Source organism: Streptomyces sp. NPDC090499 (assembly GCF_044769305.1).
Lineage (GTDB): Bacteria > Actinomycetota > Actinomycetes > Streptomycetales > Streptomycetaceae > Streptomyces.
Map to the genome: position 1 here is coordinate 325,235 of NZ_JBIVXP010000008.1, position 13,121 is coordinate 338,355.

The following is a 13,121-nucleotide window of genomic DNA, read 5'->3' on the forward strand; positions in this document are numbered from 1 at the left end:
GGCTGTCCATGGCAGCTGCCCATCGCTCGACCGAAGGATGTCACCTCCCGATGACGGCCGCCCCTGGTTCCGCTCCGTCCCTCCCCGCCCAGGCCGAGACCAAGCGCTCGGCCTGGCACCGTGTCCGGGGCTCCATGACACGGCAGGAGTGGATCAGGGTCGGCGGGATGGCCGGCTTCGTGCTCGCCCTGCACGTCATCGGATGGGGCACCCTGGTCGGGATCATCGCCCCGCAGCACTTCAGCGTCGGCACCGAGTCCTTCGGCATCGGCATCGGCGTGACCGCGTACACGCTGGGCATGCGGCACGCCTTCGACGCCGACCACATCGCGGCCATCGACAACACCACCCGCAAACTCATGGGTGAGGGACAGCGTCCGCTGTCGGTCGGCTTCTGGTTCTCCCTCGGCCACTCCAGCATCGTCTTCGGCCTCGCCCTGCTGCTCTCGCTCGGCATGAAGACCCTGGCCGGACCGGTCCAGGACGACAACTCGCACCTGCACGACGTCACCGGCCTGATCGGTACGACCGTCTCCGGCACCTTCCTCTACCTGATCGCCGGCATCAACCTCGTCATCCTGGCCGGCATCTGGAAGGTCTTCCGGCAGATGCGCTCCGGCGCCTACGACGAGGCCGCCCTGGAGACCCAGCTCAACAACCGCGGCTTCATGAACCGCTTCCTCGGCCGGGTCACCGGCTCGATCCGCAAGCCGTGGCAGATGTACCCGCTCGGCCTGCTCTTCGGCCTCGGCTTCGACACCGCCACCGAGATCGCCCTGCTGGTACTCGCCGGTTCCGGCGCCGCCTCCGGCCTGCCCTGGTACGCCATCCTGACCCTGCCGGTGCTCTTCGCGGCCGGCATGGCGCTCCTGGACACCATCGACGGCTCGTTCATGAACTTCGCCTACGAGTGGGCGTTCTCCAAGCCGGTCCGCAAGGTCTACTACAACCTCACCATCACCGGCCTGTCCGTCGCCGTCGCGCTGATCATCGGCACGGTCGAACTCCTCGGCCTGCTCGCCGACAAGATGGGCCTGCACGGCCTCTTCTGGGACTGGGTCGCCGGGCTCGACCTCAACACCGTCGGCTTCGTCATCGTCGGCCTCTTCTTCGCCACGTGGGCGATCGCCCTGGTGATCTGGAAGGCGGGGCGCATCGAGGAGAAGTGGACCACCGGCCTCGCCCGGCCTGCTGAGCAGACCGAGGGCTGAGCGCCCCGCCTGAAGCGCCGCGCTGTGCCGGGTGTCGACTGCGGCGCCGTCGTGGCTGGTCGCGCAGTTCCTCCCCCGGCCTTCGGCCGGGGGTACCCCCAGCGCCCCTTCGGGGGCGCTGATCAGCCGCGTACTTTCAGATCCGCCCGCCACTTCACGATCTGCTTCTCCGCGTCCCCGGTGTACGACCACGGCGTGCGGGTCGCCCGCCGCCCCTGGAGCCGCAGCAGCTCCACCGCGAGGTCCGTGACGCCCGCCTGACAGGCCGCGTGCGTCAGGTGGTTGAGGTCGCGCAGCTCGCCCGGGACGACCGGGCCCTCGGGGCGCTGGGCGATCCAGCGCTCCCAGGTGCGCCGTACGTCGCTGACCGCGCCGTCGTGCTTCCAGTGCTGGCTGAGCGCGACCGCGTTCTGCTGTCCCTGCGCCGCGTCCAGGGTGTACCGGAACTCCTCGACGCGGGCGTACTGCACCAGGACGGGCAGCGGGCAGCCCGGCGGGGCGACCCCGGCCGCGTCCCGGGCGAAGTCGTACATCAGGCCGTGCGTGCCGTGCCAGCGCGCGGAGTAGTAGTGGAGCACCTGGAGGTGGCCCTCCACGTTGTAGGGGTCGCGCCGGTGCAACTCGTCCCACCAGCGGGCGAGTTCCTGCCGGCGGACCCCGGTCGGGTACAGCCGGGCCACCGAGATCAGCGAGACCCAGGGGGTCGGGTCCTGCGGGTACGCGTCGGCGGCGGCCAGGCAGGCCAGCACGGCGGTGTCGATCCTGGCCCGGTCGATCGGGACACCCCGGCCCGCCGAGACGGCCAGGGTGAACGCCCGGGCCGTCTCGGTCGCCGCCCGCAGCACCAGCGCGTCGGCGCCGTGCGGCTCGGCGGCCAGCCAGGACTCCGCCGTCGAGTTGCCCGCGCAGGCCTGCGCCAGCAGCCGGACCCGGTGCCCCCGGGCCAGCCAGTCCGGGCCGGTGGTCCGCAGCAGTTCCCTGAGGCCCTGCCAGCGGCCGATGACGATGTCCTGCCGGGCCGAGGTGAGGGATGCATCCCCGCAGTCCGGGTCGAAGTCGGGGGCGAAACGGTCGCGCGCCATCTGACTCGTACCTCAGAAGTCGGTGGGGAGGCCTTCGTAAGCCTGGGCGTACACGGTGGTGGGTTCGTCGGGGACGTAGTCCGCCTCGACGGTGCGGGTGGCGTCCAGCTTGGCCGGACGGTAGTAGTCGCTGCCCTGCTTCCAGTACCAGAGCATCGGGATCAGGCCGACGGCCAGGCCGCCGACGCCGATCGCGATCGCCGCGGTGCTCAGGTCGCCCAGCGACTCGACGAAGATCCAGAACATAAACACCGCACCGAGCAGCGGCCACAGCCCGCCGAGCAGGAAGTTGGCTGCCGATCTGAAGAGCATCTTGCGGTAGGCCACCACCACCGCGAGACCCGCGAGACCGTAGTAGACGGCGATCTGCAGCCCGATCGCCGAGATGGCGTCGGAGAGGATCTCGCCCACCGAGCCCAGCGCGTTGGAGGCGATGAACAGTGTCAGTGCCACCGCGCCCACCACCCCGATCGCCACGTGCGGGGTGTTCCAGGTGCGGTGCACCTTGCCGAGGGCGGTCGGCATCGTCCGGTCGCGGCCCATCGCGAACAGCGAGCGGGTCACCTGGATGAGGGTCGTCTCCAGGGTAGCGATGGTGGACAGCATCACGGCGACGATGAGCAGCTTGCCGCCCCAGCCCGGCCAGATCTGCTCGCCCAGCACGCCCAGCACGTTGGCCTTGTTCGCCGCGATCTGGTCCTCGGACAGGATCACGTTCACGGCGATGGTGAAGACCTCGAACAGGGCGAAGACGATGCCGACGCCGATCAGGCCCGCGAGGCCGGTGGTCCGGCGGGAGTTGCGGGTCTCCTCGCTGAGGTTGCTGGTGACGTCCCAGCCCCAGTAGTAGAACGCGGCGATCAACGCGCCCGAGGCGAAGCCGGATACGCCGTCGAAGTGCGAGAAGCCGAGCCAGGACCAGTCGAAGGCGCGGGCGTTGCCGGTGTGGAAGAGGGCCAGCACCGCGAAGAGCAGCAGGATCGCCAGTTCGATGCCGGACATCAGCAGCTGGGCGCGCACGGTCAGGCGGGCGCCGCCGAGCACCACCGCCAGCATGACCAGGAACCAGGCGGCGCCGACCACCGTGGACAGGGCCACGTTGTCGGCGAGGTCCGCGTCGAACAGGGACAGCGTCATCGACCCGGCCGGCAGCGAGCCGGCCACCATGAAGATGGTCGCGGACACCACCAGCGCCCAGCCGCTGACGAAGCCGAGGAACGGGTGCAGGGTGCGGCCCACCCAGGAGTAACTCGCGCCCGCGTTCACGTCGATCCGGCCCAGGTAGCTGAAGGCGAGCGCGATGCCCAGCATCGGTATCGCACACCACAACAGGGCCGCCGGACTGCCCAGCCCCACCGCCCCGACCAGCACCGCGGTGGTCGCGGCCAGCGAGTACGCCGGTGCGCTGCCCGCGACGGCCATGACCACGGTGTCGAACGTGCCGAGGGCGTTGGCCTGGAGCCCTCTGCCCCTGTTGTTGCTCATGGTTGTGCTGCTTTCCGGTCGTGCAGGGCGCACGGGAGTGCAGACCCGCGGCGGTACGGGTGGGGGGTGCACGACCTGCCCCGCACCCGGTGAGGGATGGCCTCGGGCGAGGACCGGTCGGAAGAGAAAGGTGGTGAGGGCCGCATGCCCAGAGTCGGCGAACGGTCACACCGCGTGTGTGGGTGTGACTATAGCGGCACGCTTTGACCTTTCAAGCTGACCGACCGGTAATCACATATGCCACTTGGTGCCGACAACTCTCACACCGGAAGCAGCGGTTCCTCCAGCCCCTCAGTCCTCCAGCCGGTCGAGCTGCCGCAGTTTGTTGGTGGCGTCGAGGGCCGCAACCTTGTACGACTCCGCGAGCGTCGGGTAGTTGAACACCGCGTCCACCAGGTAGTCGACCGTGCCACCGCAACCCATCACCGACTGACCGATATGGATCAGTTCTGTCGCTCCGGTACCGAAGCAGTGCACACCGAGCAGCCGCCGGTCCTCGGGGGAGACCAGGAGCTTGAGCATGCCGTGCGAGTCGCCGATGATCTGGCCCCGGGCCAGCTCCCGGTAGCGGGCCACCCCGACCTCGAACGGCACGCTGTCCGCGGTGAGTTGGTCCTCGGTCCGGCCGACGAAGCTGATCTCCGGAATCGTGTAGATGCCGATGGGCTGGAGGTTGTCCATCTGCCCGACCGGCTCCCCGCACGCGTGGTACGCGGCGACCCGGCCCTGTTCCATCGAGGTCGCCGCGAGCGCAGGGAAGCCGATGACGTCGCCCACGGCGTAGATGTGCGGCACCTCGGTGCGGAAGTGCTCGTCCACCTTGATCCGGCCGCGCCGGTCCGCGGACAGGCGCGCCTTGTCCAGGTCGAGTCCGTCGGTCAGGCCCTGCCGGCCCGCCGAGTACATCACCGTGTCCGCCGGTATCTTCTTGCCGCTCTCCAGCACGGTCAGCGTGCCCCGCGGATGCCGTTCGACGGCGGCGACGGTCTCCCCGAACCGGAAGGTGACGGCCAGGTCCCGCAGGTGGTACTTGAGCGACTCGACGACCTCGACGTCGCACATGTCGAGCATGGCCGCGCGCTTCTCGACCACGGTGACCTTGCTGCCGAGCGCGGCGAACATGCTGGCGTACTCCATGCCGATGACGCCGGCACCGACGATGACCATGGAGCGCGGCACCCGCTCCAGGGACAGCACGTTGTCCGAGTCCATGATGGTGCGGCCGTCGAACTCGACGCTGTCCGGGCGGGCCGGCCGGGTGCCGGTGGCGATCACGATGTGCTCGGCGGTCAGCAGCCGTTCGTTGCCGTTCGGTTCGCGCAGGGCGACGGTGTGCGGGTCGACGAACCGGCCGGTGCCGGAGCAGAGGGTGACATGGTTGCGGGAGAGCTGGTTGCGGATGACGTCCACCTCGCGGCTGACCACGTGCTGGGTGCGCGCGGTCAGGTCGGCGACGGTGATGTCCTCCTTCAGCCGGTAGCTCTGGCCGTACAGGTCGCGCTGGGTCAGGCCGGTCAGGTAGAGGACCGCCTCGCGCAGGGTCTTGGAGGGGATGGTCCCGGTGTGGATGGACACGCCGCCGACCATGTCGGGGCTGTCCACGACGGCGGCCCGGCGGCCGAGCTTGGCCGCGGCGATCGCGGCCTTCTGGCCGCCGGGTCCGGAACCGATGACGAGCATGTCGAAGTCGGGCACCCTGCGGAGTCTGTCAGCAGCCGCCCCCGCTTCGAAAGGGTGAACGGGCAACCTGTGCGTGAAATCCGGTACGGACCAGGCCCGTTGCGCGCGTCACGGGCCCCCGCGGGCCCCCGGCGTCAGGGCAGGAGCCGCTCGATGCAGTTCGGCCCCTCGCGCTCCATCTTCTTCCTGGCCCATTCCAGCGTCTCCGGGGTGACGTCCCGGCCCGACGCCATCACGAGGTCCTCGGGCGCCACCCCGGTGCCGGGGGCGCTGTGCAGCAGGGAGTCGGGGGTGGCGCGGTCCTCGGACGACCGGGACGCTTCGGATTCTGAGGTCGACATGGTCCCTCCTTCACGGAGCGGGGTGCACACTCTCACGATTGCCCGCCCGGCCCTGCCCCGCATCCCGAGCGGCCGGGGCCGGACCCGGAGAGCTGTTCGCCCCTTTTAAGCTGTATGGTGACCGTACATCCGTTCCGGGGAGGCCGTCACGATGGCCGAGCAGCCGTTCTACCAGAATGCGCCCGGGAGCCCCCGCTACCTGCCGATCGCCGAACACGGACTGATCGGTGACCTGCGCAGCGTGGCCCTGGTCGGCAGCAACGGCACGATCGACTGGTACTGCAGCCCGTCCTTCGACGCCCCCAGCGTCTTCGCCGCCGTCCTGGACGCCGAGCGCGGCGGCTTCTTCGCGCTGGCCGCCGCCGTACCGGCCCGGACCAAGCAGTTCTACTTCCCCGACACGAACGTGCTGATCACCCGGTTCTTCACGGACGAGGGCGTCGGCGAGGTCCAGGACTTCATGCCGGTGACGGGAGAGTCCGAGGAGTGCGCGCGGCACCGGCTGATCCGCCGGGTGCTGTGCGTGCGCGGCACCGTGCCCTTCCGGGTCCGGGTGGCCCCCCGCTTCAACTACGGCGCCGACCCGCACACCCTGCGCATGCTCGGTGACACCGCGCTGTTCGAGTCCCCGGCCAAGTCCCTGCTGCTCACCTCCACGGTCGCCCTGGAGAGCGACGGCCCGGACGCCTGCGCCGACTTCAAGCTCACCGAGGGCGAGTCCTCGGTCTTCGCCCTCGACCAGGCCGGCGAGGACATCGCACCGCGCGGCTGCGCCCGGGCCGAGGCGCAACAACAGTTCGAGGACACGGTCTGCTACTGGCGGCGCTGGCTCCACCAGTCCCGGTACCGCGGCCGCTGGCGCGAGATGGTGCACCGCTCGGCGCTCACCCTGAAGCTGCTCACCTACGCCCCCACCGGGGCCATCGTCGCCGCGCCCACCACCAGCCTCCCCGAGCAGTTCGGCGGCGAACGCAACTGGGACTACCGCTACGTCTGGATCCGCGACGCCGCCTTCGCCGTCTACGCCCTGCTGCGGCTCGGCTTCAGCGGCGAGGCCGCGGCCTTCATGAAGTTCGTGACCACCTACATCAGCCCCGGCGACGGCTTCGCCTCCGGCCCGCTGCAGATCATGTACGGCATCGACGGCCGCTCCGACCTGCCCGAACGCGAGCTCACCCACCTGGAGGGCCACTGCGGCTCCGCCCCGGTCCGGGTCGGCAACGGAGCCGCCGGCCAGCTCCAGCTCGACATCTACGGCGCCCTCATCGACTCGATCTACCTCTACGACAAATGGGCCGAACCCATCTCCAGCGCACAGTGGGACGACGTCACCCGCCTCGTGGGCTGGGTCTGCGACCACTGGGACCAGCCCGACGAGGGCGTCTGGGAGACCCGCGGCGGCCGCAAGAACTTCCTCTACTCGCGTCTGATGTGCTGGGTGGCGATCGAGCGGGCGATCCGCCTCGCCAACCATCGCGGCCTCCCCGCCGACCTGCCCCGCTGGCGGCAGTGCCGCGACACCATCTACCGGCGGATCATGGACCGCGGCTGGTCCGAGCGGCGCGCCGCCTTCGTCCAGCACGAGGGGGGCGACGTCCTCGACGCCTCGCTCCTGATGATGCCCCTGGCCAAGTTCATCGCCCCGACCGACCCCAAGTGGCTGTCCACCCTGGACGCCCTCACCGAGGACCTGGTCTCCGACTCCCTCGTCTACCGCTACGACCCGCAGGCCAGCCCCGACGGACTCCGCGGCGACGAGGGCACCTTCTCCATCTGCTCCTTCTGGTACGTGGAGGCCCTGGTGCGCGCCGGACGCGTGGACGAGGCCCGGCTCGCCTTCGAGAAGATGCTCACCTACGCCAACCATCTCGGCCTGTACGCCGAGGAAATCGGCCGCACCGGCGAGCAGCAGGGCAACTTCCCGCAGGCCTTCACCCATCTCGCCCTCATCAGCGCCGCCTTCAACCTGGACCGTGCGCTGGGCTGAGGGTCACGGCAGCGGCTGCTCCGCCCAGATGACCTTCCCGGCGGGCGTGTACCGGGTGCCCCACCGCTCGGCCATCTGCGCGACCAGGAACAGGCCCCGGCCGCCCTCGTCGGTGCTCGCCGCGTACCGCAGGTGCGGGGAGGTGGTGCTGCCGTCGGAGACCTCGCAGATCAGCGTCCTGTCGCGCAGCAGCCGTACCCCGATGGGCGGCCGGCCGTGCCGGATGGCGTTGGTGACCAGCTCGCTGAGGATCAGCTCGGTGGTGAACGACAGCTCGTCCAGGTCCCAGTGCGCCAGCTGCCGGGTCACCCTGGCCCGCACCTCGGAGACGGCCGCCGGATCCGCCGGCACCTGCCACTCGGCGATCCGGTCCGCGCCGAGCGCCCGGGTCCGGGCGACGATCAGTGCCACGTCGTCACTGGGGCGGGCCGGCAGCCGTTCCAGGACGGCCGCACAGGTCTCCTCCGGGGTGCCGCCGGCCGCCGACTCCAGGGCGCCGGCGAGCAGTTCGAGCCCCTCGTCGATGTCCCGCTGCCGGTCCTCCACCAGCCCGTCGGTGTACAGGACCAGGCTGCTGCCCGGCGCCAGTTCCAGCTCGGCGGTCTCGAAGGGCAGCCCGCCCAGGCCCAGCGGGGGGCCGGCCGGCACGTCCGCGAACTCCACACTGCCGTCCGGCCTGACCAGCGCCGGCGGCGGATGGCCGGCCCGGGCCACCGTGCAGCGCCGGGACACCGGGTCGTAGATCGCGTACAGGCAGGTGGCGCCGGTGATCGTGGCCGTGGTGTCCGCGTCGTCCGCCGGGGTCTCGTCCAGGTCGATGCGGCCCACCAACTCGTCCAGCAGACCCAGCAGCTCGTCCGGCTGCAGGTCCAGCGACGTGAAGTTGTGCACCGCGGTGCGCAGCCGTCCCATGGTCGCCGCCGCGTGCAGCCCGTGCCCCACCACGTCCCCGACCACCAGCGCCACCCGGGCCCCGGACAGCGGGAGCACGTCGAACCAGTCGCCGCCCACGCCCGACTGGGCCGGCAGGTAGCGGTAGGCGATGTCCAGGGCGCTCTGCGCGGGCAGGCTGCGCGGCAGCAGACTGCGCTGCAGGGTGACCGCCATGCTGTGCTCGCGCGTGTAGCGGCGGGCGTTGTCGATGGAGACGGCGGCGCGGGCCACCAGTTCCTCCGCGAGGGCCAGCTCCTCGGTGTCGAACGGGGCGGGCTTCTCCGAACGGCAGAAGTTGGCCAGGCCCAGCACCATGTTCCCGGCCCGCAGCGGCACCGTGATCAGCGAGTGGATGCCGAACTCCAGGATCCGCCCGGTCAGCTCCACGTCCTGGGCCCGCCAGCCGGGCGCCTCCCGCAGCCGCGGCTCGACGACCGACTCGCCGGTGCGCAGGCTCCGGCCCTGCGGCGAGGACGGCACGAACTGGAACCTTTCGCCGACCGGGTACAGCGGGGCGTCCTTGCGGATGCCGGTGCACGCCACCCGGCGCAGCGCGTCCCCGGGCTTGGGCTCCTCGCCCTTGAGGACCGCCTCGTACAGGTCGACGGAGACGTAGTCCGCGAACCGCGGCACGGCCAGCTCCGCGAGTTCCTCGGCGGTGCGGGTGACGTCCAGGCTGGTGCCGATGCCCACCCCGGCGTCGTACAGCATGTTCAGGCGCTCGCGGGCCACCTCGGCGCGGCCGGAGAGGGCCCGCAGTTCGGTGGAGTCGCGCAGGGTGACGACGCTGCCGGGCGGGCCGCCGCGCACCTCGATGGGGCGCTGGTTGACGGCCAGCAGCCGGTCCTTGACCAGGTGCACCTCGTCGGTGGCGACCCGCCCGGAGGCGATCAGCTTCGCCGTCTCCGCGTCCAGGCCGAGGTCCAGGACCCGGCGGCGCTCGGCGTCCGCCGGCAGGTCCAGCAGGCGCTGCGCCTCGTCGTTGGCGAGCATCAGCCGGCCGTCGCCGCCGACGATCAGGACACCCTCCCGCACGGAGTGCAGCACCGCGTCGTGGTGCTCGTACATCCGGGTCATCTCGTCCGGGCCGAGACCGTGCGTCTGGCGCAGCAGCCGGCGGCTGACCAGCGCGGTGCCCGCCGTCGCCAGGGCCAGCGCCGCGGCGGCCGCGGTCAGCAGCAGCGGCAGCTGCTGGTCGGCGGTGCCGCCCACGTGCGCGGTGGTGATGCCGGCGGACACCAGGCCCACCACCTTGCCGTCCGCGTCCCGGACCGGGACCACGGCCTGCACCAGCTCGCCGATGGTGCCGTGCACCTCCTCGGTGACGGTCCCGCCGGCCAGCGCGGGCCCGATGGTCCCGACGAACTTCTTGCCGATGCGGTCCGGCTTGGGGTGCGTGTACCGGATCCCCTCGGTGTTCATGACGACGATGAAGTCCACGCCCGTCGACTTGCGGGCCGCCTCCGCCCGCGGCTGGAGCACCGTCGTCGGGTCGGGCAGCCGCAGCGCCGCCGCCGTGCCCGGGGCGTCGGCGAAGGTCTGGGCGACGGCCAGGGACCGGTTGCGGGCCTCCATGCTGCTGTCGTGCCGCACCTGGAGCACCAGCGCCAGCACCGCCGACACGATCAGCAGCAGCACGATCGCGACCTGCAGGACGAACACCTGCCCGGCCACGCTGCGGCCGCTCAGCGCCGACCACAGCCGTCCGGACCGGATGCGCCCCGGCCCGCTCGGCTCCCGCACCCGCCGGGCGAGCGGCGCGCGCGGAGCCCCGGATCGGGACGGCCGAGTGTCGGACCGGCCGGGCTGACGGACCATGAGCCCATGTCTACACTGCCGGGCCGCACGAGGCGAGAGCGTCCCCCGCGGTAACCGGGTCGATACCCCGTTGTGTCCCGATCACCCCCGGTCTGCGGCCGCCGGACGGCGGGTGGCGAGCAGCAGCGCCACGTCGTCGGGGCGGTCGGTGGCGTGCCGGGCCATGGCGGTGAGCCGGTCGGCCACCCCGGTGAGGCTACGGGTTCCGCGCCGCCCCGACACCGCCCCGGCCTCGGCCAGGGCCGCCCCCAGCGCCGCGATGCCGTCGTCGATGTCGGCGCCCGGCCGCTCCACCAGCCCGTCCGTGTACAGGGCCAGGATCGCGTCCGGCGCCAGCTCCAGCTCGGTCACCGGATAGCGGGCCCACGGGGCCACGCCCAGGACGACGCCGCCGGGGATCTCCAGGACCCGGGTACAGCCGTCCGGAGCCCGCAGCAGGGGCGGCGGATGACCGGCCCGCGCGATCCGGGCGCGCCCGGTGGCGGGGTCCAGACGCAGGTAGCAGCAGCTCGCGAACTGGCCCGGGTCGAGGTCGATGAGCAGCCGGTTGGTGCCGCTCAGCACCTCGTCGGGCGGCCGGTCGCTGAGCGCGAACGCCCGGACCGCGCTGCGCAGTTGCCCCATCGTGGCGGCCGCCTGCACGCCGTGCCCCTGGACGTCGCCGATGACCAGTGCGAGGCCGTCGCCCGCCCCGACCACGTCGTACCAGTCGCCGCCCACGTCCATCCCCTGGGTGCCCGGCAGATACCGGCCCGCGGTCTCCACCTGCGGGTGCGCCGACAGCCGGCGGGGCAGCAGCGCCTGCTGGAGACCGCGGGCCAGGGCGGCCTCGCTGTCGTAGCGCCTGGCCTTCTCCATCGCGTGGGCGATCAGGCCCGCGAGCGCCATCAGGACGGTCCGTTCCTCGCTGCTGAAGCTCCGCTCCGTCTCGAAGCCGAGGATGCAGGTGCCGACCGGGCGCCCCGAGGCGATCAGCGGCAGGAAGGCGCGGGCGCCCACGTCGGCGTCCAGGGCGAGGCCCGGGTAGGTGTCCGCCAGCCGCCGCATCGACTCGAAGAACAGGGGCCGGCCGGTGGTGAGGGCCTCCACACCGGGGATGCGGGCGTCCAGACCCACGCCGTCGAACGGGGCGAGGAAGCCCGGCGGGAAGCCCGTCTCCCAGGCCAGGTAGAAATGCCGGTCCTGCAGCAGGTAGATGGCCAGCCGGCGGCCGCCGAACGCGGGAAGCAACTCCTGCATCACCACCGCGGACACCTGCCGGGCGGTCACCGCGTCGGTCAGTGCGATCGCCAGGGCGATCGGCCGGTACAGCGGGGTCATCGAGGGGCCGCCCGACCGCCCGGGCGCGTCCGGCCCGGCCGCGGGGGACAGGTCCACGGGCGGGTCGATCCGGCTGGCCGGGACGACCGTGCAGGTGACCAGGTCCGGGCCCGGGTGCACCGACAGGGCGAGGCAGTCGCCCTCCGCGGCGCCGCCGCGCCGGACCTGGAAGTGCACCGGGCCGCGGGCGAGCAGCGCCCCGCGCCAGTGGTCGTCGTACGGCGGCCCGCTCAGCCACGGCATCGCCTCCGCCAGGGGGCGGCCGAGCAGCTCCTCGCGCGGCCGGCCGGCCAGCCGGACGGCCGCCGGGTTGACGTACCGGACGAATCCGGAGCGGTCCAGGCAGAAGACGCCCTCGGGGAGCAGGTCGGCCGCTCCGTCGGCGGCGGCGGCCGGGCCCGGGTCGACGACGATCCCGGAGACCAGCGACGGGTCGGCGGCGCCGGGCGGCGGCCACAGCTCCAGCAGGAGCGGGGCGCCGTCCGCGGCCCGCACCCGCAGCGGGGTGTACGGCGGCTTGCCGGCCGCGGTCTCGTGCAGCGCGGTCAGCACGTCGTCCGCGTCGGCGGGTGTCACGGCCACCGCCAGCTCGGCGCCGGTGCCGGGGAAATCCTCCGGCGCCCTGCCGAGCAGGGCGTGCAGCCGGTCGTCGGCGTGCACCGCGGAGGTGACCGGATCCCAGGTGAAACGGCCCACCCGGGCCGTTCCCGGCCGGGGCACGGGCGGCCTCACGCACACCGGCTCGCCCTCCCAGGCGACCGCCGCGTCCCCCTCCACGGCCACCAGCTCGCGCAGCCCGGCACCCAGCCGCTCGGCCAGCCGGCACAGCCGGTCCAGGTCCGGCAGCTCGTCCACGGTGTCCGCGGTACCGGGAAGCAGCACGGTGAGTACCCCGAAGGACGGCTCCGCCCCGGGCACGGGCGTGTACACCGAACCGAACTGGAACGGCAGGCCCGCCGCGAACTGCGGATAGCGGCGCACCATCTCGGTCGCGTTGGGCAGTACCACCCGCGTCCCGAGGCGGTAGGCGTCCGCGACCGGGAACGGCCGGTCCACGTGCAGCCGCCACCAGGGCCGGAACAGCGGGCCGGGCAGCCCCACCAGCGTGGCCAGCCGGAGCAGCCCGGGGGTGCCGGAGCGCAGGTACACCCCGGCGACGTGGGCATCCGCCGCGCCGAGGGCGCCGGTCGACGCCTCGACCAGCAGCGCGGTCAGCCGCTCACGCGCCCGGCCCACGTGCTCGTCGCTCCCAGTCATCGGGTCC

At 72.3% G+C, this 13,121-nt stretch carries 8 protein-coding genes; 2 read left to right on the forward strand and 6 right to left on the reverse strand.

The window, feature by feature from the left end; all coding sequences use genetic code 11:
- The first annotated feature begins 50 nt into the window (after positions 1-50).
- Positions 51-1,211: a HoxN/HupN/NixA family nickel/cobalt transporter gene (locus ACIQVL_RS29075; protein WP_403476775.1), complete on the forward strand. Its 1,161-nt coding sequence runs from the start codon at positions 51-53 to the stop codon at positions 1,209-1,211.
- A gap of 122 nt (positions 1,212-1,333) precedes the next feature.
- Here the strand turns inward: ACIQVL_RS29075 and ACIQVL_RS29080 are convergent, their stop codons facing one another.
- From ACIQVL_RS29080 to ACIQVL_RS29095, 4 genes are all read right to left on the reverse strand, one after another.
- The gene (locus ACIQVL_RS29080; protein WP_403476776.1) at positions 1,334-2,293 is read right to left on the reverse strand and encodes a hypothetical protein; all 960 of its coding nucleotides are present in this window, start codon (positions 2,291-2,293) and stop codon (positions 1,334-1,336) included.
- A 12-nt stretch (positions 2,294-2,305) separates the two neighbouring features.
- Positions 2,306-3,778 (reverse strand): APC family permease, encoded by a 1,473-nt coding sequence (locus ACIQVL_RS29085; RefSeq protein WP_403425900.1) that lies wholly within the window; start codon positions 3,776-3,778, stop codon positions 2,306-2,308.
- A gap of 291 nt (positions 3,779-4,069) precedes the next feature.
- Entirely contained in the window at positions 4,070-5,473 is a 1,404-nt protein-coding gene (sthA, locus tag ACIQVL_RS29090) for a Si-specific NAD(P)(+) transhydrogenase (RefSeq protein WP_403476777.1), read from the reverse strand.
- A gap of 119 nt (positions 5,474-5,592) precedes the next feature.
- On the reverse strand, positions 5,593-5,799 hold the full coding sequence (locus ACIQVL_RS29095) for a hypothetical protein (protein ID WP_351714734.1): 207 nt from the start codon (positions 5,797-5,799) through the stop codon (positions 5,593-5,595).
- A gap of 151 nt (positions 5,800-5,950) precedes the next feature.
- Between ACIQVL_RS29095 and ACIQVL_RS29100 the strand changes: the two genes are divergently transcribed.
- The gene (locus ACIQVL_RS29100; protein ID WP_403425896.1) at positions 5,951-7,786 is read left to right on the forward strand and encodes a glycoside hydrolase family 15 protein; all 1,836 of its coding nucleotides are present in this window, start codon (positions 5,951-5,953) and stop codon (positions 7,784-7,786) included.
- Between the two features lie 3 nt (positions 7,787-7,789).
- Here the strand turns inward: ACIQVL_RS29100 and ACIQVL_RS29105 are convergent, their stop codons facing one another.
- Together ACIQVL_RS29105 and ACIQVL_RS29110 are read right to left on the reverse strand one after the other, a co-directional pair.
- Entirely contained in the window at positions 7,790-10,537 is a 2,748-nt protein-coding gene (locus ACIQVL_RS29105) for a SpoIIE family protein phosphatase (RefSeq protein WP_403425894.1), read from the reverse strand.
- An 81-nt stretch (positions 10,538-10,618) separates the two neighbouring features.
- A complete protein-coding gene (locus ACIQVL_RS29110) occupies positions 10,619-13,114 on the reverse strand; it encodes a SpoIIE family protein phosphatase (protein ID WP_403476778.1) in 2,496 nt (831 codons plus the stop codon).
- Positions 13,115-13,121: the final 7 nt, after the last annotated feature.

Excerpts from the sequence above, each read along its gene's own strand:
- ACIQVL_RS29075 (WP_403476775.1), top strand. The coding sequence starts at position 51 with ATGACGGCCGCCCCTGGTTCCGCTCCGTCCCTCCCCGCCCAGGCCGAG.
- ACIQVL_RS29080 (WP_403476776.1), bottom strand. The coding sequence starts at position 2,293 with ATGGCGCGCGACCGTTTCGCCCCCGACTTCGACCCGGACTGCGGGGAT.
- ACIQVL_RS29085 (WP_403425900.1), bottom strand. The coding sequence starts at position 3,778 with ATGAGCAACAACAGGGGCAGAGGGCTCCAGGCCAACGCCCTCGGCACG.
- ACIQVL_RS29095 (WP_351714734.1), bottom strand. The coding sequence starts at position 5,799 with ATGTCGACCTCAGAATCCGAAGCGTCCCGGTCGTCCGAGGACCGCGCC.
- ACIQVL_RS29100 (WP_403425896.1), top strand. The coding sequence starts at position 5,951 with ATGGCCGAGCAGCCGTTCTACCAGAATGCGCCCGGGAGCCCCCGCTAC.
- ACIQVL_RS29105 (WP_403425894.1), bottom strand. The coding sequence starts at position 10,537 with ATGGTCCGTCAGCCCGGCCGGTCCGACACTCGGCCGTCCCGATCCGGG.
- ACIQVL_RS29110 (WP_403476778.1), bottom strand. The coding sequence starts at position 13,114 with ATGACTGGGAGCGACGAGCACGTGGGCCGGGCGCGTGAGCGGCTGACC.